Source organism: Nostoc sp. ChiQUE02 (assembly GCF_034531305.2).
Classification (GTDB): domain Bacteria; phylum Cyanobacteriota; class Cyanobacteriia; order Cyanobacteriales; family Nostocaceae; genus Nostoc.
On record NZ_JAVRBN020000023.1, the window covers coordinates 89,699 to 110,580 of the forward strand.

Annotated in this window: 19 protein-coding genes and 1 pseudogene; 4 read left to right on the forward strand and 16 right to left on the reverse strand. The window is 39.4% G+C overall.

The features are described from left to right. Positions 1-146: 146 nt before the first annotated feature. Complete coding sequence (locus RM347_RS22475; protein WP_322718381.1) at positions 147-1,781, reverse strand: alpha-D-glucose phosphate-specific phosphoglucomutase; 1,635 nt, start codon at positions 1,779-1,781, stop codon at positions 147-149. Between the two features lie 97 nt (positions 1,782-1,878). Then, positions 1,879-2,001, reverse strand: a complete 123-nt coding sequence (locus RM347_RS22480) for a hypothetical protein (RefSeq protein WP_322718380.1) — start codon at positions 1,999-2,001, stop codon at positions 1,879-1,881. Positions 2,002-2,104: 103 nt separating this feature from the next. Here RM347_RS22480 and RM347_RS22485 point away from each other — a divergent pair. Next, positions 2,105-2,236, forward strand: a pseudogene (locus RM347_RS22485) (ISKra4 family transposase); the annotation flags it as partial. 143 nt (positions 2,237-2,379) lie between these two features. After that, positions 2,380-2,652: a hypothetical protein gene (locus tag RM347_RS22490; RefSeq protein ID WP_322718379.1), complete on the forward strand. Its 273-nt coding sequence runs from the start codon at positions 2,380-2,382 to the stop codon at positions 2,650-2,652. A gap of 148 nt (positions 2,653-2,800) precedes the next feature. Here the strand turns inward: RM347_RS22490 and RM347_RS22495 are convergent, their stop codons facing one another. After that, positions 2,801-3,334: an SBBP repeat-containing protein gene (locus tag RM347_RS22495; RefSeq protein ID WP_322718378.1), complete on the reverse strand. Its 534-nt coding sequence runs from the start codon at positions 3,332-3,334 to the stop codon at positions 2,801-2,803. Beyond that, positions 3,315-3,701 (reverse strand): SBBP repeat-containing protein, encoded by a 387-nt coding sequence (locus tag RM347_RS22500; RefSeq protein ID WP_322718377.1) that lies wholly within the window; start codon positions 3,699-3,701, stop codon positions 3,315-3,317. Before RM347_RS22500 ends, RM347_RS22495 begins: the two co-directional genes overlap by 20 nt. A 38-nt stretch (positions 3,702-3,739) precedes the next feature. On the opposite strand from RM347_RS22500, the gene devC reads away from it, so the two are divergent. Then, entirely contained in the window at positions 3,740-4,561 is an 822-nt protein-coding gene (gene devC / locus RM347_RS22505; protein ID WP_428850598.1) for an ABC transporter permease DevC, read from the forward strand. Between the two features lie 28 nt (positions 4,562-4,589). Then, complete coding sequence (locus RM347_RS22510; RefSeq protein WP_322718376.1) at positions 4,590-5,282, forward strand: DevA family ABC transporter ATP-binding protein; 693 nt, start codon at positions 4,590-4,592, stop codon at positions 5,280-5,282. Between the two features lie 210 nt (positions 5,283-5,492). On the opposite strand, the gene RM347_RS22515 is transcribed toward RM347_RS22510, so the two are convergent. From RM347_RS22515 to RM347_RS22570, 12 genes are all read right to left on the reverse strand, one after another. Next, a complete protein-coding gene (locus tag RM347_RS22515) occupies positions 5,493-6,218 on the reverse strand; it encodes an alanine--tRNA ligase-related protein (RefSeq protein ID WP_322718375.1) in 726 nt (241 codons plus the stop codon). A 323-nt stretch (positions 6,219-6,541) separates the two neighbouring features. Next, complete coding sequence (locus tag RM347_RS22520; protein ID WP_322718374.1) at positions 6,542-6,763, reverse strand: hypothetical protein; 222 nt, start codon at positions 6,761-6,763, stop codon at positions 6,542-6,544. Between the two features lie 276 nt (positions 6,764-7,039). Beyond that, the gene (locus tag RM347_RS22525; protein WP_322718373.1) at positions 7,040-7,837 is read right to left on the reverse strand and encodes a hypothetical protein; all 798 of its coding nucleotides are present in this window, start codon (positions 7,835-7,837) and stop codon (positions 7,040-7,042) included. A 364-nt stretch (positions 7,838-8,201) separates the two neighbouring features. Further along, positions 8,202-9,023 carry a pyrroline-5-carboxylate reductase gene (gene proC, locus RM347_RS22530; RefSeq protein ID WP_322718372.1) on the reverse strand — a complete coding sequence of 274 codons (822 nt, stop codon included), beginning with the start codon at positions 9,021-9,023 and terminating at the stop codon, positions 8,202-8,204. 42 nt (positions 9,024-9,065) lie between these two features. Further along, positions 9,066-10,172, reverse strand: a complete 1,107-nt coding sequence (locus RM347_RS22535) for a zinc-binding dehydrogenase (protein WP_322718371.1) — start codon at positions 10,170-10,172, stop codon at positions 9,066-9,068. Between the two features lie 230 nt (positions 10,173-10,402). Continuing rightward, the gene (locus RM347_RS22540) at positions 10,403-11,194 is read right to left on the reverse strand and encodes a hypothetical protein (protein WP_322718370.1); all 792 of its coding nucleotides are present in this window, start codon (positions 11,192-11,194) and stop codon (positions 10,403-10,405) included. Positions 11,195-11,321: 127 nt separating this feature from the next. Next, positions 11,322-11,510, reverse strand: a complete 189-nt coding sequence (locus tag RM347_RS22545; protein WP_322718369.1) for a hypothetical protein — start codon at positions 11,508-11,510, stop codon at positions 11,322-11,324. Positions 11,511-11,537: 27 nt separating this feature from the next. Beyond that, a complete protein-coding gene (locus RM347_RS22550) occupies positions 11,538-12,707 on the reverse strand; it encodes a DUF6014 family protein (protein ID WP_322718368.1) in 1,170 nt (389 codons plus the stop codon). Positions 12,708-12,757: 50 nt separating this feature from the next. After that, complete coding sequence (locus RM347_RS22555; protein WP_322718367.1) at positions 12,758-14,785, reverse strand: ABC transporter ATP-binding protein/permease; 2,028 nt, start codon at positions 14,783-14,785, stop codon at positions 12,758-12,760. A gap of 105 nt (positions 14,786-14,890) precedes the next feature. Further along, positions 14,891-15,628, reverse strand: a complete 738-nt coding sequence (locus RM347_RS22560) for an SDR family oxidoreductase (protein ID WP_428850596.1) — start codon at positions 15,626-15,628, stop codon at positions 14,891-14,893. Between the two features lie 62 nt (positions 15,629-15,690). After that, the gene (locus tag RM347_RS22565; RefSeq protein WP_322718365.1) at positions 15,691-16,479 is read right to left on the reverse strand and encodes a class I SAM-dependent methyltransferase; all 789 of its coding nucleotides are present in this window, start codon (positions 16,477-16,479) and stop codon (positions 15,691-15,693) included. A gap of 83 nt (positions 16,480-16,562) precedes the next feature. After that, a complete protein-coding gene (locus tag RM347_RS22570) occupies positions 16,563-20,858 on the reverse strand; it encodes an amino acid adenylation domain-containing protein (RefSeq protein ID WP_322718364.1) in 4,296 nt (1,431 codons plus the stop codon). Positions 20,859-20,882: the final 24 nt, after the last annotated feature.

Sequence of the window (20,882 nt, forward strand, 5' to 3'; positions counted from 1 at the left end):
CTATTGATACGTTCATTTTCATCTAATATCTGGGCTTCACCAAATAATAGCAATGGTAAGCAAGTTCGTAGTAAGCACAAAGCATCGTTATTTTCTAAGCACGCTTTGTGCTGACTACAAACCTCAAAACTAGCGCAAGCAAAGTACTAGGTGATCACAGTTGGCTGTTCTCGTCCTGTCAGTTCGCGGATCTGGGCTATCTCCTGGACAATAGTGATTAAAGAAGCAAGTGCAACCTGTGGATCAAGGTCATGTTTGGCGGGATCTGGCTCATAGCTTTCTAGATAAACCCTTAGGGTTGCACCTTGAGTTCCCGTACCAGAAAGTCGCACCACAATTCGAGAACCATCGGTAAAGCCAATGCGAACACCTTGTTGCTCGCTAATGCTACCATCAACAGGATCGGTATAACTAAAGTCATCACTGTATTCAACTTGATAGTTACCGAATTGCTTGCCTTTGAGAGTTGGCAATAAAGAACGCAGCCTTTCTATCAAAGTGTTGGCAGGTCCTGTCTGTATCTCTTCATAGTCATGGCGGGAGTAATAATTGCGTCCATAAGTCTGCCAGTGTTCCCGGACAATCTGCTCAACAGATTGTTGCCGGACTGCTAGGATATTTAGCCAAAACAGCACAGCCCATAGCCCATCTTTTTCGCGGATATGGTTAGAGCTGGTACCAAAACTTTCTTCACCGCAGAGAGTAGCTTTACCCGCATCTAAGAGATTGCCGAAAAACTTCCAGCCAGTGGGTGTTTCATAGGATTCAATCCCGATCTGAGCAGCAACTCGATCTACTGCTTGGCTAGTAGGCATTGATCGCGCTACCCCGGCTAAACCCTCACTATAGCCAGGGATTAGCTTGGCGTTTGCGGCTAAAACTGCGAGGCTATCGCTAGGAGTGACAAAGAACTTACGCCCTAAGATCATATTGCGATCGCCATCTCCATCAAAAGCTGCCCCAAAGTCTGGTGCATTCTCTGCGTATAAAATATCCACCAACTCATGAGCATAAACCAGATTGGGGTCAGGGTGCCCGCCCCCAAAGTCTTCTAGGGGTGTACCATTTTGCACAGTTCCCACTGGTGCACCCAAACGTTGCTCGAAAATGGCATGGGCATAGGGGCCAGCCACGGCATGTAAGGCATCAATGCTGAACCGAAAATTTCCTCTTGTTAACAGTTGGTGAATCCGTTCAAAATCAAACAGGGACTCCATTAACTCTTGATAATCATGTACGGAGTCAATCACCTCAACTACCGTCTCTCCTAAATGTGACTCACCCAAGGTTTCTAAATCTACATCTGGTGCTTCCAGAATTTGGTAGCTATCGATGACTTTACTGCGATCGTAGATAGCCTCTGTCACCTTTTCCGGCGCTGGGCCACCGTTGCTAATGTTATATTTCACACCAAAGTCACCATTTGGCCCGCCCGGATTATGGCTAGCAGACAAGATGATGCCACCAATAGCCTGGTACTTGCGAATAATCGCGGAAGTCGCAGGAGTAGACGAAATACCCCGTTGACCAACTTTAATCCGCCCAATGCCATTGGCCGCAGCCATTTTCAAAATGATTTGAATAGCTTGGCGGTTGTAATAACGACCATCACCACCCAAGACTAAGGTTTGTCCGCGCAAGTCCCCCACAGAATCGAAGATGGATTGAATAAAATTTTCCAGGTAGTGGGGCTGCTGAAAAACTCTAACTGCTTTCCGCAGCCCAGAAGTACCTGGTTTTTGGTCACTGAACGGAGTAGTAGAGACTTTATGGATATTCATAGATAATGTTTAACAAAGCATTTTTCTTTTACAGCTTTGCATAAGTTCGTTACAAAAAAATTGCCACTCAAGGGGAATGTTCAGATTGAAGATACCTTTAACGTGAGATACGTTGCGTTTGGAGAATGCCAAAACCTGAATCATTGCTTCGTCCCCCTTTAATCTCAACGCCAGCCAGCAGATCCATCAACACCACTCTGAGTCCCAGGCGATGACGCATCAGCCACGCGGTAGAATGATTGCTCCAGTCTGTACAAATCGGCGGCAAGCTACACGTTCAACAACAACAGCAGGCGGTACAACAAATTCTCACCCCTGGTCATATTGAGTATTTTACGGGTGTACAAGTTTCCCATAGCAGTCAACAACGATTGGTACATTGCCAGAACTTTGACTTGCTGGTGCAAGAAGACATTGTTGAAGAATTAAGTGTCGATGCTGGAAACATTAGACTTATCCGCAAAACGTAAATGTTTATTGTGAATGGGTTTGAGGGATTCAGATTGAATAGGCGATCGCAATCTTAGTCTACGATAAAATAGGTGTTTGAAGGTATTCAGGGCAATAGAATTGTTTCTGCTGAAATCACGGACATCCTGTGCGAACTCTGGTATGCGATGATGCGCCTCAGTTCAAAGTTGGGAGAATTACCGCGCCTCCCTATGGTTTTAGCGCTTCAATGGAGCCACGCCATAAAGGGGTTCAGTCGGGTCAAAAATCCCTTGTCTTTTCAATGGCGAGTGTCGAGCGATGGGCACTCAATGACCATCTGCTCGACACCTTTATTTCAACGTTAGGACTCTCGTCGGCTGTAATTAAATCCCATCCTAATTACCAAAACCTACAACCTTACGGCGTTATTGCTGGCTAATTTTGTCTGGAGCATTGCTTACTTAAAATGGATGTTTGAATGGTTTATCCGAAACACTACCTTTGATTTCATCTTTCTCCAGATGTACGGAGTTTTTTCAAAAATCAATCCTAATCCGATAAAATTCCGTCATTATCTTTTCAGACTTCTATGTTTTTGGTATTGCTATATTACCATTATCAATTTCCTTAGCTAAAACTCTAGGAAAAGAGTTTTTGATATTAGGGTTGAAAATCTTGCCAAGGCTAGAAGCGATTTTGCCATAACTTGCGACACTAACGTTTGTATTGGTTCCCTTAGTAGTCTTAATGATGTTATCGCCTATTGGTAATCTCTCATCAGTAACAATATCATTACTAACATCAAGGGTGGAGATTGCATTAGGTTCGGCAATGCTGATTCTATTATTAGTATCATCACCAATAAACTTCAGCAGCCTTCCTTTCTTTGCATCAAATTGAGACACCCAAGCATCTACAGCCGAACTATCCAATCCAGTCACATCACCCAGTAACCCATCAGTAAATCCCGTCACATAAACCTTACCACGGTTATCAGCAGTCACACCCGAAGGATAGTCAAGATTATTTTTGCTACCAAACTGTTGAATCCACTTATTATTACCTTGGGTGTCGAACTTTGCTAACCAGGAATTATAAGTTTCATCTTTTTGTACTATCATATTTGGCTACCCAGGCATCTGTAGAACTTTGATTAGTTCCAAACAAAGGCCCAGTGGTATATCCTGTTATAAAAACGTTGCCCGAAGGATCTGTTGCAGCAGCAAGACTGAGATCGTTACCGGTAGTTCCTAATTGCCCAATCTTCTTTCTTTGCGGTGATTTTTTGGCTGGTTTCGCACCCACAAACCGGAAACTTTTATTTTTTAAATCTAAATTTACTTCCGGTTTAGCAATCACATAAGCGACTAAGTCAGGTAATTCTTGTTGTAGCGAAAAGATAGCCTTGACAAAAAAAGGTTGCTTGATTCCATCAACTTTTAATCCGTTAATATCTACCAATCGATAGTCTGCTTGTTTCCCATTCAACTGGATGGAAAAATCCTATTAAGGGCAATTACCGAGCGATATTTGTAGTCGGTTTTGAACCAGAAAAACCTATTTTTACCATACCAGAGGTAAATCAAAATTTAAATAAGCTAAAACTTCCTGATACTGTTCTTTTTGATCGTTCTTCTCGCTCAGAGTATGGTTCAATTGCTGCTGAATTTGAGCGTAAAAAACAGGTAGTGACAGAAATCAGTAACTATAGAATTAAAACAGTTGGTTTGTTTACTCTCGGTCCCTCATTTGCTGCTGATGAGACTGTAGTTACTAGCGATCAAAATTTTTTGCGTTTATTTAAAAATCGCCGTCGGGGAGAAATTAATATTGGTTTAATCAACCTTAAATCAGGCGTTGATAAACAAAAAGTTATTGATAATCTAGCCGCAAAACTTCCTAAAGATGTAAGATTGCTTACTTATCAAGGATTTATTAATTTTGAGGAAGATTATTGGCGCACCAGTACAGCTATTGGCTTTATGTTTGCACTTGGTACAAGCATGGGATTTATTGTTGGCATAGTGATTGTCTATCAAATTCTTTTTACAGATGTGAACGAACACTTAGCCGAGTATGCCACCCTTAAGGCTATGGGATTTACCGATAATTATTTATTAAATATTGTTTTTCAAGAAGCTCTAATTTTAGCGATTTTGGGCTACATTCCTGGGTTGGAAATTTCTTTGGGTTTATATGAATTAACTAAGGCTGCTACTTCTTTACCAATGTTTATGAGTGCTAGCCGTTCTATATTAGTTTTTATTATGACAATTTTAATGTGTTCTATTTCTGGTGCAATTGCTGTACGTAAGTTGCGAACCGCAGACCCAGCAGATATTTTTTAAGTAAATCAAATATATTTATAGTTTTTAAATGTTAGAAAATCCTATTATTGCTATTCGGAATCTCAATCATTACTTTGGTCAAGGTCAATTGCGTAAACAAATGTTATTTGATATAAACTTAGCAATTTATCCTGGTGAAGTAGTTATTTTGATGGGACAATCAGGCTCAGGTAAAACAACCTTTCTCACCTTAATAGGAGCCTTGCGGTCTGTCCAAGAGGGAAGCCTCAAGGTTTTAGGAAATGAACTATATAAAGGTAGTCATAATCAATTAATACAAATCCGTCGCAATATTGGCTATATCTTTCAGGCTCACAATTTGCTGCAATTTTTGACTGCTTGCCAGAATGTTCAGATGTCGCTGGAGTTGCACAAAGAATTTGACAATCAACAAGCTCAAGCTAAATCCAAAACTATGCTGGAAGCTGTTGGCTTGGGAAATAGAATAAATTACTATCCTGACGACTTATCTGGTGGGCAAAAACAGCGAGTTGCAGTTGCGCGTGCTTTGGTAAGTCATCCCAAACTGGTTTTAGCTGATGAACCCACTGCTGCTTTAGATAGTAAATCAGGTCGAGATGTAGTAGAACTTATGCAGCACCTAGCTAGGGAACAGTGTTGTGCTGTTTTGATGGTTACTCACGACAATCGCATTCTTGATATTGCTGACCGTATTATTTATATGGAAGATGGACGTTTGGGAAATTATCATACATCTTAGAACCTGACTTTTCCCGTTAAGTCTCATAAAGGATTCTGACTTTTGCCGTTAAGTCTCAAAAGGCTTACTCACAAAGGATTTCGGAAAAAGCACATCAGGTAAATTCAATAAAAACTATTACTAGCTTCCAAGTTTCTTTTCATTCCTTAGGTTGGTCATGGCAACCAGAATTATTGCCTACCTCGAATTATTAAGGAGATACGTTTAAATCTACTCAAATTTATAACTGATCTTGAGATTTCCTTTTTGACGTTTTACTTTAGTAACTATTACACTTTTTAATTCATTAAGTGATTTTAAATGAGTCCCTCCACATGGAGTTGGGTGAAAATTGTCAATTGTCACTACTCTCAAAGGTTTTCCTGGAGGTAAATTATTGGGTATGTTAGACCAACGTAGTGCTAATTTTTCTGGTGTAATCAGTGAAACTTCTACACTGGTAGCTTCATTTAAAGCTTCACTAATTTTTGTATTAACTTCAGCAATAAATATCTCCGTATTTTCAAACGAAGGGCTTCCTTGAAACTCTACATAGGAACCATCTGGAAAATGATACCCTTTAACTGCGATTAGATTTTTATCTAGGGATTCGATTATGGTGTACATAAGATGTCCAGCTGTATGAGCCTTAGCATTTTGCATACGATGGGCTTCATCAACATATAAATTTACCTCTTCGCCTTTTTCTAAAGATACAGATGAAAAATCTCCATAATGACGAACATCTCCATCTACAAAGCTTACGAAACCGATTGGAAGCTGAACTCCTTTTGCTTCAATAGTGCCTATATCTGAGGGCTGGCCACCACCCTGCGGATAAAACACAGTGCTATCGAGTACACAATAAGAACCCCGTTCATCATTGGCAACATACTCAATGTGAGCATTATCAGTGAATTTATACGTGTCTTCAAGATAAGCAAGTACTGTAGACATAGATAAATCTCTCTAGTTGACTTTTGACTTTGAGAACGATTATTTAACAAAGTGATGACAGTCCAGATTTTATGCCAAACGCCTGAGTATAATCCGAATCATGAATATTATTGTATTAAAAATCACGATTATATTAATGTATTACTGTTGTTACACGTTACCAGCTATCATAGTCTGTGAGGTCAATTTCGTCTCCTGTTAAAGTATTTTTGATTTTAACAATATTAACTACAGAAGTAGGATAGAAGGTAAAAACATATCCTTCTTCTATCGCTCCATAGTATACTTCTACTTGTCCAGTTTCTAATTGTTTTCTAATTTTACTATAATTTATTTTGACTAAGTTTTTCTCCGTCAAAAAATCTTTTGCCTGTTTCCAATTCCTGTATAGCTATACGCTTTTCCACCTTTTGTTTCCATCCAATGTATTTTAAATACTGCTTACCAGAAAATTCAAAAATAATTTTATCTGTTTCAGCTTCAAGTAAAGTTACTTCTTCATTACTTACTTGGAATACGAGTCTATCTTGATAATTTTCAGCCATAGTATACTATGTGTATTAATAAAAATTCAAGTTTAACTAATATATAAAGCAAAAAATTCAAACTCTAATATATATTACTATATAAATAGCAAGTAATATTATATAACTCGACTTATTTTATCATTTGGGTATTTCGAGCGCAAGCTTTCTTACCTGCGCTACATCAAACAATATAGAACAATCAAAATACGTCCTGGGTATTACCATTAAAAGGCATCCATTCTTAAAAGTAGCAATAGCTACCTTTACACCCTTTTACAGGTTTATAAATTGCCTTTACGACCAAAAAACTAAATCACCTCCCGGCATTTTTCCAATAAAAGAGCTAATTGTTATACGTTCTCCAATGCCTGGTAAGACTTCATGAAAATTACGGCTGTTGAAGATGACTAAATCTCCTGTAAGTGGAATATTATGTTTTACTTCTGAGTTAGTTACTAAAGAAGAATCGTAGCCATAGGAACCAGGAGTTTTATATTTTTCATCATCGGGCTGCCATTGTCGATTGTAGACTTTGCAGATACCTCCTTGGCTAGGCGCTTTGACATAGAGATTCCATACTAGCTGTGAGGTAACATTTCCTATTCCCCAATTTGGAGCATCTAATTCAGCAAAGTCTATGTGTAACAAGGCGATATTAATCTGACGGATCAATCCGGCAAAATAATCCCCATAAGCTTCATCCTCATAAGCAATTTGGACTTTACTTGAGACATTCTGGCGCAGAGTTGTTGCCAAGCGTTTTAGCGGGTCAAAAGATAAAGAAGTTACCTGATTATAAGTTGTATTGGCTTTTTTAACCGCATCAAAATATCCCAATTTATCCCGGTTTCTATATTCAAATTGGGTAATTCCAATTCTTCCTATTGGTGGTTCCACATTTCTATAAAAATCAAAGCCAACTTTTTCAATTGCCAGAGCTAATTTGTTACATTCTTCATCTGAAGCAAATTTAGGGATACGAATTGATGGAATCTCATTTCTCAGCAATGCTTCGAAATTTTGATTATTCATTTCACAGTCATTTAATTTTTGCCACTTGATTGTTTTTAGCATGGGAATTTTCTCGCTCATAATTTCTTGTAAATTAAACTGTTGTCAGAATAGGGAATAATAGAAACATTTATAGAGTAAAAGCAACCTTTTATTAGTTGTTAAACAACTGTGGTTTGCATATTTTTAAATTAACCTAACTTTTTTATTAAATTTAGAAATATTTAGTGCTTAATGATCAGTAATAAGTATCGAATAAGAAACTTATGATCAGTACTTACATACAGCAATTTGTAAGTAAATGAGGTAAAAAATGCCAGATTAAAAATCAGATATAAAGAGTTTCTAATTCCTACTCCCTGCCTCAAAACTAGTAGCTTTCTACTTCATACAAAAGAAAACTACTTTATAACTCAGAACTATCTTTGCAGTTGAGCAGACTTTTTTAACTGATATCACCTATTTTTTGAGTGCGGCTTAAAGCAGCAAGCACTGCATTAGAGATGACAGTTCGCATACCACCTTTTTCTAATTCGTAAAGACCAGCAGCAGTGACTCCCCCAGGACTAGTTACTTTGTTTCGTAAGACGGCTGGATGTTCATCAGTCTGAAACATAAGTTCTACACTGCCAGCAATTGTATGCAAGGTTAGTTCTTGAGCTTGTGTGCGAGTTAAACCCATCTGAACCCCAGCATCAATCATCGCTTCGATGTACAGAAACACAAATCCAGTCCCCGCGCTACTCAGCGCCGTTGACATATCAAGGTAATGTTCATTTTGGGTAACAAATTCCTTGCCTAATGCTTGTAAAATAACTTGGGTGTGCGATCGCTGTATCTCTGTTACACTTGATGATGCGCTCCACACTGTAGTCCCATGACCAACTTGTACTGCAATATTCGGCATTGTACGGACAACAGCAGGATGATTCAACCCTTGGCACAGAGATGCAATACTTACTCCACCCACAATACTAATTACTAAAGCTTCAGGTGAAATTTTATCCTTCAGCATAGCCATAACAGATCCTAAAACCTGCGGCTTCACCGCCAATATCACAATGGATGCACCTTTTACCGCTTCTATATTGCTGGTTGTAGTACGGATTCCATATTCCTTTTCTAAATGAAGGCATCGCGCAGAAAGCGGATCGCTGACAATAATTAGATCGGGTTTTGAAACAATCTTCGTTGATAACAATCTAGTCATTATCATTTCACCCATCGTCCCACCACCGATAAAGGCAATTTCTAAATCTCCGAGCATATTTTCTCCCTATTACACAAGTCGTTTAATCTATTATTGTTATCAAGATAGATTTGGAACAATCACAGCCTTTAATACAGAGCCTTTTTCTACATCTACCAGCGCTTGATTAATTTCTTGTAGTGTGTATGAACGACTAATTAGGCTTTCCCAAGCAATATTTTTGCTGGAATCACTATGACGTTTTAGTAATTCAATCATTCTGTAAAAATGGCTGAAATCAATTCCCCAAGTTCCGCGAATATCAATATGTTTGAGATTAATCTCTAAGTGGGGATTGATGAGAATCTCACCGGTATTTGTGTAATGCCCGACAATAACATAGCGGCCTCCATTTCTCGTCATATTCAAGCCCTCTTTGACAGCAATGGGAATGCCTGTAGCTTCAATAGTCACATCAGCACCATGTCCATGCGTTAGTTCCAAAACCCGCTCAATATGTTGTCGTGGATCGTTAGCTTTAATTACAAGAGTTTCATCGACTCCAAAGGATTTTGCAGTTACTAATCGGCTCTCAAATTTATCGATGACAATTACTTTGCCCGCACCTGATAGCAAAGCTAGAATTGCCACACTCAAACCCACAGGGCCACAACCTTGCACCACAACAACATCACCAATTTGAATCTGCGCTCGATCGATAGCGTGTAGTGCAGTTGGCAAAGCACATCCCCCAGCAATAAATTGTCTTGGTGTGACTTCTTCGGGTAAAGTTAAAACTTTAACCCCTGGTTTGAGGTAAATTAGTTCAGACCAACCGCCCAGTAAGCCATCATTTGCGGAGTAGGTGACACCATAAACTTTGCGTTGGGGACAGCGAGTGGATGCTTTAGCTACTAGACAATACCAGCAGTTGTAACAGGTTTCGTGAACATCTAAAAAAGTGGCGATCGCTCCAGGTTGAATTAATTTACCATTGACATCACTAACCTGCCCTCCTGTTTCTACCACACGACCAACACAGAAGTGACCGGGAATAATTGGATAGGGTACTCCCTCTAAATGCCCACGCAGTAAATGTACATCAGTTCCACAAACCTCAGAATATAAGGTTTCAATAATGATTCCACCCTTTTCCAGAATCGGGTATGGTAATTGTTGCACTTCAACTGGTTGGTTCGGTGCAGTCATCACAGCTGCTAAGGGCATGAATCACTTCCTCACTGTATTTTCTAAATTGCCAATTGTCTCACCGAGTTATAGGAATCCTATTCAATTAATTGCATGGTAAACCGAGTTAAAAACTACCCTACAAAGGTTTTATTCTCAATATAGTTAGCAATACTAAATTAGGATTTCTTTAGTAGGCGAAACAATCATAAGTAGGTAGACAAAATTATTAATTATCTTTAATAGCTTTTGTCTCCTACTTATCAACTTCAAGACCAGAAAATAATTTCACCGTTAGGAAGTAATCCGATCATGGAAGTAAAAGCTACACGTTGTCCATGCATTGGCTCAACATAGTGAAAGTTTGTTGTATTGAAAAGCAATACATCACCGACATAAGGCTGGAAAGCGATCGCATCTGCATCTGCAAGCACTTTATCGCTATATCCGTAGGAGTCTAGCTTGTGTTGCTCATCTTCTGGTTGCCACTGGCGATCGTAAATACACGTTTTGCCATGACTGTTGGGAGACAATTTTAAGTACAAAGTCCAGGAAAGTTGAGCAGTAATTGTACAAACTTCCCATCCCGATTGTTCCAATGGCGCAAAATCTATATGAAGTTGAGTACCATGCTCTATTTTTCTGATCAGTCCTGCATAATAACTACCGTAGAATGGTTCCGAAGCAATTCGCACATTCGCACCACACTCTCGGAATTTTGCCATTATGCGCTCCAATGGATTGAAGGAGGCTGCCGTAATGGAGTCTCTTAATTTAGTTGCTTGTTCTACTCCTTTAAAATAATCTCCTTTACTAATGCTGTTATATTCAAATACTGTGATACCAACTTTTTCAATTTTAGGACTCACATCTTGATAAGCATTAAAATTGAGCAATTGAGATTGAGCATATAACATCTCACACTCTTCGGGCGTTGCAAAATCTTTCAACCGAATTAGAGGAATTCGGTGTTCAAGCAGCATTTTTAAAGATTCTCTAGTTAGGGGATACTCTTGCTTGTTTTCCCACAGCGCCGATTTAATCTGATTAGAAGTAGTCATGATCCAGTTCCTTACATTTAAATTTCAACTCAACTCAACCCACTTAACATCTATATAATGTGGCCTAAAATTTTAACATTTTTGTCCATTTTAGCTACCTAAAATATTTACATAGTTCACGAAAAGACTAATCAGGATGCAAAATTTTCTTTAGTTCGCGTGCCAGAATTGTTTCAGTAATTAAATTGCACAAACTAAAAATTGCCTTTTGTGTCCGCTTTTCCTTTTTTGTTAATATCAGTGCTGGAATAATACCACGAATATCACCTCCGTAAAATGCAAGTATTTTATATTTTGGATTGGCTGTTGTCTTCAATATTATTGCGATCGCAATAATATTAAATTATTGTAACTGTGCCCAAATCCCTTGACAGCGTTCCATAACTAGCCCCTGAAAAATTGATTGAGTTGATGGATGAATATCGATTTTATACAGATAAAAAATACCTGTAGGATTTTTAAGGTTTAATTCTCTTCGAGTCAGAGATAATGCTTGGGCCCGATGGAGTTCTACAGCTTGAAGTAAACCTGAATAACTCAAATTACGTAAAGCTAATTGACCATTTTTAGTAACATATATTGCATCATTTTGAAAAAGATATTCTAAGCTGATAAGGCTAGCATATACATCGGTATCTTTTTCTATGCCTCCTAAACGGTGAGCATCTAAGCCAAAGCGAATACAGAAGTTGACAGCTACCAACTTCCCAGCTTCTTGTGCAGGTAAAATACAAGCCGCAAACTCAAATCCTAGACTATCAGATCGCCATTCTTCTACACCAGCATAGTAATAGTTTTGGAAAAGGTTGTGTTTTACCTTAAAGTCAAATCCCAAACCACTTGCATGTCCTGCTTCATGAACTTGAGTGTCGATATGGCGATAACGTTCACCATTGATTTCGTCTTCTAAAGGACCTAATAGTAAATTAGCTGTTTCATATTCAAATACTTTTTGGATGCATTGGCGGCTAGAACCTAAAAAACGTCGTTGTTGCTGGCTAGCATTATTTAATGCTGGGCCACAAACACTGTTAGGAAAAGGCCATCCATTTGGGACGATGAAAGCTTCACCACTTTCACCACTGGTATTACCACAACTAGCAATTTCAGTAAAAGAAAGATTTCTAGGAATTGCTTGACTCAATGTTCCAAATTTTTCCCGACTGAGATTTTCTAATTGTTCAATAGATGGCTGAGAATTATCATGCATTTTGCCATAAATTGCACTTAAAGCTATCTGGCTTTGGCATTGTCGATTTACTTGGTAAGGTGCGACGATCAAGAAATAACCATTTTTACCAATAAAATCCATATTGATAAAGTCTTCAGACAAAATACTCCAGTCGTTATTTTCTAAAGCATCTGCTGTTTTGAGTAACCAAGCTGGAGGAAGTTCACAAGAGTGTGCTGCTTCTTGACGGAGTTTTTTGACAGCAATGGTAATTTCATTTTGCTCAATAAATTGGACTATTTGTTTAGCTAATTCTTGTTTATCTACAAAAACTGTTGTCATTTTTTATGCCTAATATTGAAATTGTGTTACCTAAAAAGCATAAGTAACCACTAAACTCTTAACCATTTCAAAACTTTGGGATCTTTGTTGTAGTAGTAATTAAACCCGTTCTTAGCAGTAATGGACTTACCAAGGCTTGCTTTACTTCTAATACTTCCAAGAGAATAGTCTGTTAATGCCTGCATTTGTTTATGAGAAAACCCTTCACTAGGGAATTTTAGTACCCCTATTTCTGGTTGAGATTGAGATTGATTCTTAGAAAAATCATCTATTTCGATTTGAGCATTGTGAGGAGGATCAGGGACAATTTGTGTTGTTTTTTGCCGTTGGTAATCTTGTACGGTTACAAGTTGCCAACTAGAATCTTGTGAAAGTTCTAAAACCCATTGATGGTAATTAAATAAACTTTCTCGATGTCCAACACTGATAAATGTCGTTTTTGCCTCTTGTAACTGTTGATATAAATTTCCTTCATTCTTCAAATCTAAAGCACTGGTCGCTTCATCTAATATGGTGAAGCTAGGATGAGTAACTAATAGCCGTGCGAATGCCAAACGTTGTTGTTCTCCTAGCGATAATATGTTCTCCCAAGGAACTTCTGTATCGAAACCATTGACTCGACTAAGCAAGTTTTGTAGGTTGACTTGTTGCAAAATTCCTTCTAGTTCGCGATCGCTCATTTTGCGAGTTGTCTGAGGATAGAGTAACTGTTCGCGTAAAGTTCCCAAAATTATATAAGGACGCTGGGGTAAGAATAAGACTTGCTCTAACGGAGGTCGCACCAGCCGACCAGTTCCTGCATTCCACAAACCAGCGATCGCTCTCAACAGAGAACTTTTACCTCGACCACTCGGACCAACAATCAATAAACCTTCTCCTGCTTTGACAGACAGCGACAAATCTTCAACGATCACCTGCTCGTAGTTGGGAGTTTGTAATGTGACATGCTCAAAAGCAAGATGGTTTTCTTCTATTGTTTTAATAGTACTTACATTCTCTGGTTCTTTAGTTACTTCTCCTAAAGCATTTGAAAACTCAGCTAAACGATCGACGTAAGTAGAAAATCTTCCTGAAGTTCCAAATTCAGTGATTAATTCGCCCAAAGCAATAGCAAACATATTAGAAGCTAAAGCGGCTTGTCCAAGTTGTCCAAAATCTATTTCATCTCTAATATATAGAGGTGCAAGTACTAAAAATGGGAATATTTGGATAACAGATTGATATCCTCGGCTAAAAATTTCTGTACCTCTTTCCCAACTTATCTTACTTTCTATATTTTTGATCAAATTATTAAATCGACGTTGAATTATATTTGATTCTTGTTTTTCTCCCTGAAAAAAAGCTATTGATTCAGCATGATTTCGAACATGACTCAAAGCATAATTGTACTCAGCTTTAAATACAAGCCCTTCTTGATTGATTTTATTTAAGTTTTGATTTAAGTAAACAGCAACCAAATTGCCTACGATCGTATAACCAACAAGAATAAGAGCAATCTGTTGGGAAATTGACCACATAATTATTAGAAAAGTTGCCATTTCCAGTACTTTTTCTAGGAAAGTAGCTGAAAAATTCAAAGCGCTACTAGTTACAGGTTCAATTTCTTGAGATAAACGCTGATCTGGGTTATCTACATCGGATCTAAAGTTAATTTTATAATAAGCACGATTGCTTAAATATTTATCTAAAGTTTGATTATTTAGCCATTTGTACCAATCTAGAGCAATTTTTTTTCGGACAAATTTAGAAAACCCTACTAAAAAAGTTACCAAGACCAGCCCAACAATATTGACTGATAATATCTCAATGAACTGAGAATAATCTTTTTCTTGAATAAGGGTATCAACCAAATAGCGACCAACGTAACTATTAAAAGCAGTTACACCTACAAGAGCGATTATTAGTAATATCAGCATAATCAACATTCCCCAAGCACGGAGAACATCTGGAAATGCTCTTTTCCCTGGCTCTGTTGGATACCAGTAAGGGCCTGCGATCGCTTTTATATCTTTCCAGAATTGAGCCAAATCTGAAAAAATACTTGTTGGGGGTTGAGCTTGAGTAACTTGGCTTGGCATATTTTAGAAATAAACTGAAATCTCTGATCGTCAAATAAATTATGAATCCTAAATGCTGAATAAAAAAAATTATTTTTCATAATTTATAATTTGAGTAAATGGTGATTACAGCAAAGTTACACCGCCATCCACAGGCAAAACAACCCCTGTTATGTAGGGATTTGTTATTAAACTGAACACTGCTTGCGCCACTTCTTCTGGTTTACCAAGATGTTGGACAGGTAAGGATGTTTCAGCCCACTTGGTTAAGTCTGAGCGTTCAGACTCGCTTTGACTGCTCCAAATACTTGTATCTTCTATTAATCCGGGAGCGATTACATTGACCCGAATCGGTGCAATTTCTAACGCTAACGATCGCCCAAAAGTTGCAACTGCCCCATTTGCGGCGGCGATCGCAGAAATCCCTCCCATTTTTGAAGATTTAAAGATAGTAACGCTGGATGTTAGGGTAATAGAACCGTCAGCCGCGATATTTTTCAGCGATGCACGGACAGCAAAGAACGTTCCCCAGAATTTTTCTATCGCACCTTGAGCCGTTTGTGTGTTCATTTCTGCTAAAAGCGATCGCGGCATATTTCTGTCACCCATAGCCGTTACAATCAAATGATCGAAGCTTCCGATCTGCTCAAAAAAAGCATTGACTGAATCCTCGTTCACCACATCAACAGTTTCGCCCTGAATCTCTCCAGAGATCAACGCTGTCGCCTCAGTTAATTTCTCTTGGGATGAGTGGCAAAGGATAACCTTCGCCCCCACCTCTAGCATTTTTTGAGCGATCGCCAGATCCACCCCCGAACTGATGCCAATAATCACCACTTTTTTGCCTGATAGCGACTGAAACATTGTTTTGCCCATAAAAGTAAAAAGTATGCAATCTATTTTTAAATCAAAAAAACTGTTATTTTTCAAATAACTTTGACTGGCTTCTTTGCTGAAACTAACAAATAATCTATAGATGAAGTATTGAGCAAACCATCTATAGCACCCACATTTAACTGATAAGCTTCTTCATCTATATCTCCAGCGGCTAATTCCTTTAAAAGCCAAGATTTTAGATAGCGGTAATGGTTTTTCCAACAATCATCTGTGACATTTACAACTTCTAAAAGTTGTAATCCTGCCTCTTGGTAGAAATTTTTATACTCCTCAATATCTTTGACAATATTTTTGGGGGTAACAATCCAATCACCGAAATACTGTATATTTTCAAAGATAATATCAGAGAGAATCAGATTACCTCCTGGTTTCAATACCCGGGCTGCCTCTTTGAAAAACTTCTCCCTAGTATCAAAGTAAAATGCTGCTTCAACACATATAATGTTATCGAAAAAATCATCTTCAAATTCCATCTGCACGGCATCCATGCAAATTAAGTTACAGCCTGGTGCATTAGCTGTACTTCTTTCGAGTTGCTTGGTGGAAATATTAATGCCAAAAACATCAGCAGGGGAGTAATACTTGAGTAGATAACTGGTAGTTGCTCCCAAACCGCAGCCAACATCAAGAATAGTACCCTTCTTTTCCTCAATAAATGTTAAAAGCTTTTCCATCAGGTTAAAACAGGCTGACTGCTGATTTTGAGTATCAGAGAACCAATAACCTACATTAAAAAACTCTTCTTGTCCGAATATCTTTCTAGTCCCCGGATTTAAAATTAAACTGTCAAATTGGTTAATATATTCGCTTTTATCCATTATTCCTCACATTTTTTGTCATTTGTCATTTGTCATTTGTCATTTGTCATTTCTTCAATTCCCCATTCCCCATTTCCAATTCCCTATTTCCCTGCTTCCTTGATGCAATCTTTCAAATGTTCGGCTAAAACTTGGACATGGGGTTCAGCCATAATCGTGATATGGTTGCCTAGTACAAAATGGATATCTACTGGTTCAGTACAAAACTCGCTCCAGCCCAAGGATAAGTCCTCTGAATCCTCGGTATTTAAATGATTATTAGGGTCTTCTGGCATATCCTCTTTAGCCCGTATAATCGTCAGTTTACCTGGATAAATCTGTTTTGGTAGATAATCAACTAGACACAAACAACTAGTTTTATAAGCCTGTACGAGATTTTTAAGCTCCGTAGTTTGAGCATTAGGAGGCAACATATTTGCCATTTTGAAATAGTGTAAAAGGTATTTTAGTTGCTCTTCCGTAGTCAAGGTTTGGAGAGTATCGTAGGAAATATCAACGTTTTTATCTAAAAAAAGTTTTATTCCTTTGCTCACCTCAGCTAGCCACATATCATCATCCCAATCAATGTAATCAGCCAGGAATTGCTTATCTTTATAGGTTGATGCAGATGCATCAATCACGACTAGTAGAGCAACCTCATCTCCCTGAGCAACTAACTGCTGGGCCATTTCAAAAACTACGTTACCTCCATAAGAATGCCCTCCCAAAAAGTATGGCCCTTGCGGTTGCACAGCTTGCATGGCTTGAATATAATGACTCGCTATATCTTCAAGTCGGGGGTTTGGCTTTAATTCGTGAAGATTATTTTCAAAACTATATAACGGTTGGTCTAGCCCTAAATAACGCCCTAAGTGATAGAAGTAGAAAGGCTTACCAGGAGCGCCAGGAACGCAGAAGAAAGGTAAGTTTGAACCGTTGGGCTGAAGTGCTACCAAACAAGATGAATCAGAGTCATCCGATTCTTTTTGGACAATTGTTGCCAACTGTTCAATAGTTGGATTTTGAAAAAGAGTTGTTAAGGGCAAATTTTTCCCAAACTGCTGCTGAATTTGATCCATTAAGTAGGCAGCTAAAAGGGAATGACCACCAAGGTCAAAAAAGTTATCTTGTACTCCTACTTTGTCAACCTTAAGAATGTTTGACCAGATTTGTACTAGTTGCAGTTCTAATTGGTTACGGGGTTCGACAAATTTTTTGCAGTTACTGATGTTGGTAATTGCTCTTAATGCCCGATGGTCTACTTTACCATTAGGAGTTAGGGGCAGGGACTCCAGGATGACAAAAGCATTAGGAACCATGTATGCAGGTAGTTTATCAGCGAGGAACTGACGCAGTTCGCTTGGTGTAAGTGTACTTCGACTTCGCTCAGTACAAGTCTGCTCTTTTTGTAGCACTACGTAGGCGACTAAGCGCTTCTCACCTGGGATATCTTCACGGACAATGACGCAAGATACTTGTACATCGGTATGTTGCCTCAGTACTGCTTCAATTTCTCCTAATTCGATGCGGAAGCCCCGAATTTTTACCTGATTGTCGATACGTCCTAAGTATTGGATGTTGCCATCGCTCAAGTACCGAGCCTTATCCCCAGTTTTGTATAATTTAGTGCCTCCGTCCGGTGAGTGGAGCCGAAGCGATTCCTCCTCAAAGGGATTGGGGATAAATTTCTCATTGGTCAATTTTGGACGGTTGAGATAGCCTCGTGCTAATCCCGCACCACCAATGTGTAATTCCCCTGGTACACCTACAGGAACGGGTTGCAGGTACTCGTCTAAGATGTAGATTTGGGTGTTGGCAATGGGTCTTCCAATGGGGATTGACTTTATATTTGTCTCAACTTGTCTAGGGATAGGATAACAACAAGCAAAAGTTGTGCTTTCTGTTGGCCCATATCCATTAATGATTTGCGTAAATGGCAGAGATGCCAAAGCTTTCTGGACGTGAGTAACCGAAAGTGCTTCGCCACCAATTAGTAACTGTTTAATTCCTGACAGAGCTTTTTCATCATCATCAATGATGGAGTTAAACAAAGCAGCAGTCAGCCATAAAATGGTAATGCCATGTTTGCGGATTTCATCGCCCAGATTTTTAGATGTGGGAATACTTCTTGGGAAAAGAATGCATCTAGCACCATACAACAAAGCTCCCCAAATTTCAAAGGTGGAAGCATCAAACGAAATTGGGGCGAGCTGAAGAAATCTTTGTGTTCCATCTAGATGAACGTAATTTACTCCAAACAAAAGACGATTAACGGCACGGTGGACAACTTCAACTCCTTTAGGCTGTCCTGTAGATCCAGAGGTGTAAATCACATAAGCCAAGTTATTCGGTTGCACAAGTGCGATCGCATTATCATGGCTACATTCAGCAATCAAATGCCAGTCAGTATCCAGACAAACTTTGTACTGAGCGGAGCCGAAGTGAAGCTGTGCTTGATGCTGTGGTAGTTTGCCCTGGAGTGATTGCTGAGTCAGCAACACTGAAACTTGAGCATCTTCTAACATGAAACTCAGGCGCTCAGTCGGATATTCTGGGTCAAGTGGCAGATATGCTCCACCCGCCTTGAGAATTCCCAACATTCCCACAATCATTTCTGGCGATCGCTCTACACACAACCCAACTAGCACATCTGCTTCCACACCTAAAGAGCGCAAGTAATGAGCTAGCTGGTTAGCGCGACAATTTAACTCACCATAAGTCAGTTGTTGATTTTCAAATACAATTGCCACTGCATCAGGTGTGCGTTTTACCTGTTCTTCAAATAACTGATGAATACATTTATCCTGGTAATAGTCTGTTTGATTGTCGTTCCACTCGACTAACAATTGATGACGTTCTGCTGCACTCAACAGTGGTAATTCAGAAATTCGCGCTTTCGGATTGGCGACAATTGCTTTAATTAAAGGTTGAAAATGTTGGCCGATTTGGGTAATTGTAGCGGCATCAAATAAATCAGTGTTATAGCACCAAACACCTTCCAGACCTCCGGGAACCTCCCAGAAGTTTACTTCCAGGTCAAATCTGACTTTTACATCAATTGGCAAGGACATATTCTGGATAGTTAAACCTGGCAAATTGCTAGAAGACTGTGGGGTATTCTGGAGGGAGAACAGCACCTGTACGAGGGGATTACGACTTAAATCTCGATCTGGCTGTAATTTTTCCACCAACATTTCAAAGGGTAAGTCTTGGTGGGCATAAGCTGACAACGTGGTTTGCCGCACTTGCGCTAAAAAGTCAGCAAAGCTGGGGTTTCCAGAGAGATTGCCCCTTAATGCTAAGGTGTTGGCAAAAAATCCCATTAGCTGCTCGACGCTCTTGCTGTTGCGGTTAGCGATGGGTGAGCCAACAACAATATCTAACTGACCGCTATAACGAGAGAGCAAGACCAAAAAAGCTGCTAGTAGGGTCATAAACAGAGTTGTCTCTGACTCCTGACTCAGTTGCTTAAGGCGTTGTGTGAGGTCGCTATCTAGTAGAAAAGATTCAACTGCACCTTGAAAAGACTGGACTGGGGGACGGGGGCGATCGCTAGGTAGTTCTAATACGGGAGGGACACCCGCTAACTGTTTTTGCCAATAATTGAGTTGGCGATCGAGGACTTCGCCAGTTAGCCACTGGCGTTGCCAAAAGGCAAAGTCGGCGTACTGGATGGGTAATTCAGGTAATGGGGAGGGCAATCCTTGAGCAAAAGCTGTATATAACTGAGATAATTCACCAAAGAAGATGCTCAAAGACCAGCCATCATAAATAATGTGGTGCATCTTCAACAGCAGTACATACTCCTGTTCACTCAGTTGCAGTAGGGTAAATTCTATTAATGGCCCCACAGCCAAATCAAAGGGCTGGGACGCAATAGACTTCGCCATTTCTCGAATGTGAGCAGTTTGTTCCTCGGCTGACAACCCCTGCAAGTCATGGATTGGCAAATTTAAGGCTGTGGGAGGGGCAATTAGCTGGATAGGTTTTCCGTCTACCGTAGGGAAACTGGTTCTTAAGATTTCGTGGCGGCGAACGAGTTCATTCAGGCTTTGCGAGAGTGCAGCTATATTGGGTGAGCCATCTAGCCGCAGAGCTTCCAGCATATTGTAAGAATGACTGTCGGGTGAAAGCTGGTGCAAAAACCAGAGCCTCTGCTGGGCAAAAGAGAGGGGTAAATCCTTATCTCGTGCGACGGGAATAATGGCTGATTCAACAGAGCTAAAGGGCGTTTTCGCTTCTTTTAAAAAGGCGAGAATTTCAGGTTTTTTTGTTCCGATTTCTTGCTTAATTTCTATTGTCATTGCTCCCTTGGGAGCATGATATCGTAGCTTCTCCTCTTCCAGCCAAATTTTGATATCTAAACTATTTAAATAAGACAAAAACTCTACCACTTTCATTTGCCGCTTCCCACAGTTGTTGTT

What these genes read in the sequence shown, in the direction of transcription:
- RM347_RS22525 (WP_322718373.1), bottom strand. Translation starts at nt 7,837, where the DNA reads ATGAGCGAGAAAATTCCCATGCTAAAAACAATCAAGTGGCAAAAATTA.
- proC (WP_322718372.1), bottom strand. Translation starts at nt 9,023, where the DNA reads ATGCTCGGAGATTTAGAAATTGCCTTTATCGGTGGTGGGACGATGGGT.
- RM347_RS22565 (WP_322718365.1), bottom strand. Translation starts at nt 16,479, where the DNA reads ATGGATAAAAGCGAATATATTAACCAATTTGACAGTTTAATTTTAAAT.
- RM347_RS22570 (WP_322718364.1), bottom strand. Translation starts at nt 20,858, where the DNA reads ATGAAAGTGGTAGAGTTTTTGTCTTATTTAAATAGTTTAGATATCAAA.
- RM347_RS22515 (WP_322718375.1), bottom strand. Translation starts at nt 6,218, where the DNA reads ATGTCTACAGTACTTGCTTATCTTGAAGACACGTATAAATTCACTGAT.
- RM347_RS22495 (WP_322718378.1), bottom strand. Translation starts at nt 3,334, where the DNA reads ATGATAGTACAAAAAGATGAAACTTATAATTCCTGGTTAGCAAAGTTC.
- RM347_RS22540 (WP_322718370.1), bottom strand. Translation starts at nt 11,194, where the DNA reads ATGACTACTTCTAATCAGATTAAATCGGCGCTGTGGGAAAACAAGCAA.
- RM347_RS22560 (WP_428850596.1), bottom strand. Translation starts at nt 15,628, where the DNA reads ATGTTTCAGTCGCTATCAGGCAAAAAAGTGGTGATTATTGGCATCAGT.
- RM347_RS22520 (WP_322718374.1), bottom strand. Translation starts at nt 6,763, where the DNA reads ATGGCTGAAAATTATCAAGATAGACTCGTATTCCAAGTAAGTAATGAA.
- RM347_RS22510 (WP_322718376.1), top strand. Translation starts at nt 4,590, where the DNA reads ATGTTAGAAAATCCTATTATTGCTATTCGGAATCTCAATCATTACTTT.
- RM347_RS22535 (WP_322718371.1), bottom strand. Translation starts at nt 10,172, where the DNA reads ATGCCCTTAGCAGCTGTGATGACTGCACCGAACCAACCAGTTGAAGTG.
- RM347_RS22480 (WP_322718380.1), bottom strand. Translation starts at nt 2,001, where the DNA reads ATGCGTCATCGCCTGGGACTCAGAGTGGTGTTGATGGATCTGCTGGCT.
- RM347_RS22475 (WP_322718381.1), bottom strand. Translation starts at nt 1,781, where the DNA reads ATGAATATCCATAAAGTCTCTACTACTCCGTTCAGTGACCAAAAACCA.
- RM347_RS22555 (WP_322718367.1), bottom strand. Translation starts at nt 14,785, where the DNA reads ATGCCAAGCCAAGTTACTCAAGCTCAACCCCCAACAAGTATTTTTTCA.
- RM347_RS22550 (WP_322718368.1), bottom strand. Translation starts at nt 12,707, where the DNA reads ATGACAACAGTTTTTGTAGATAAACAAGAATTAGCTAAACAAATAGTC.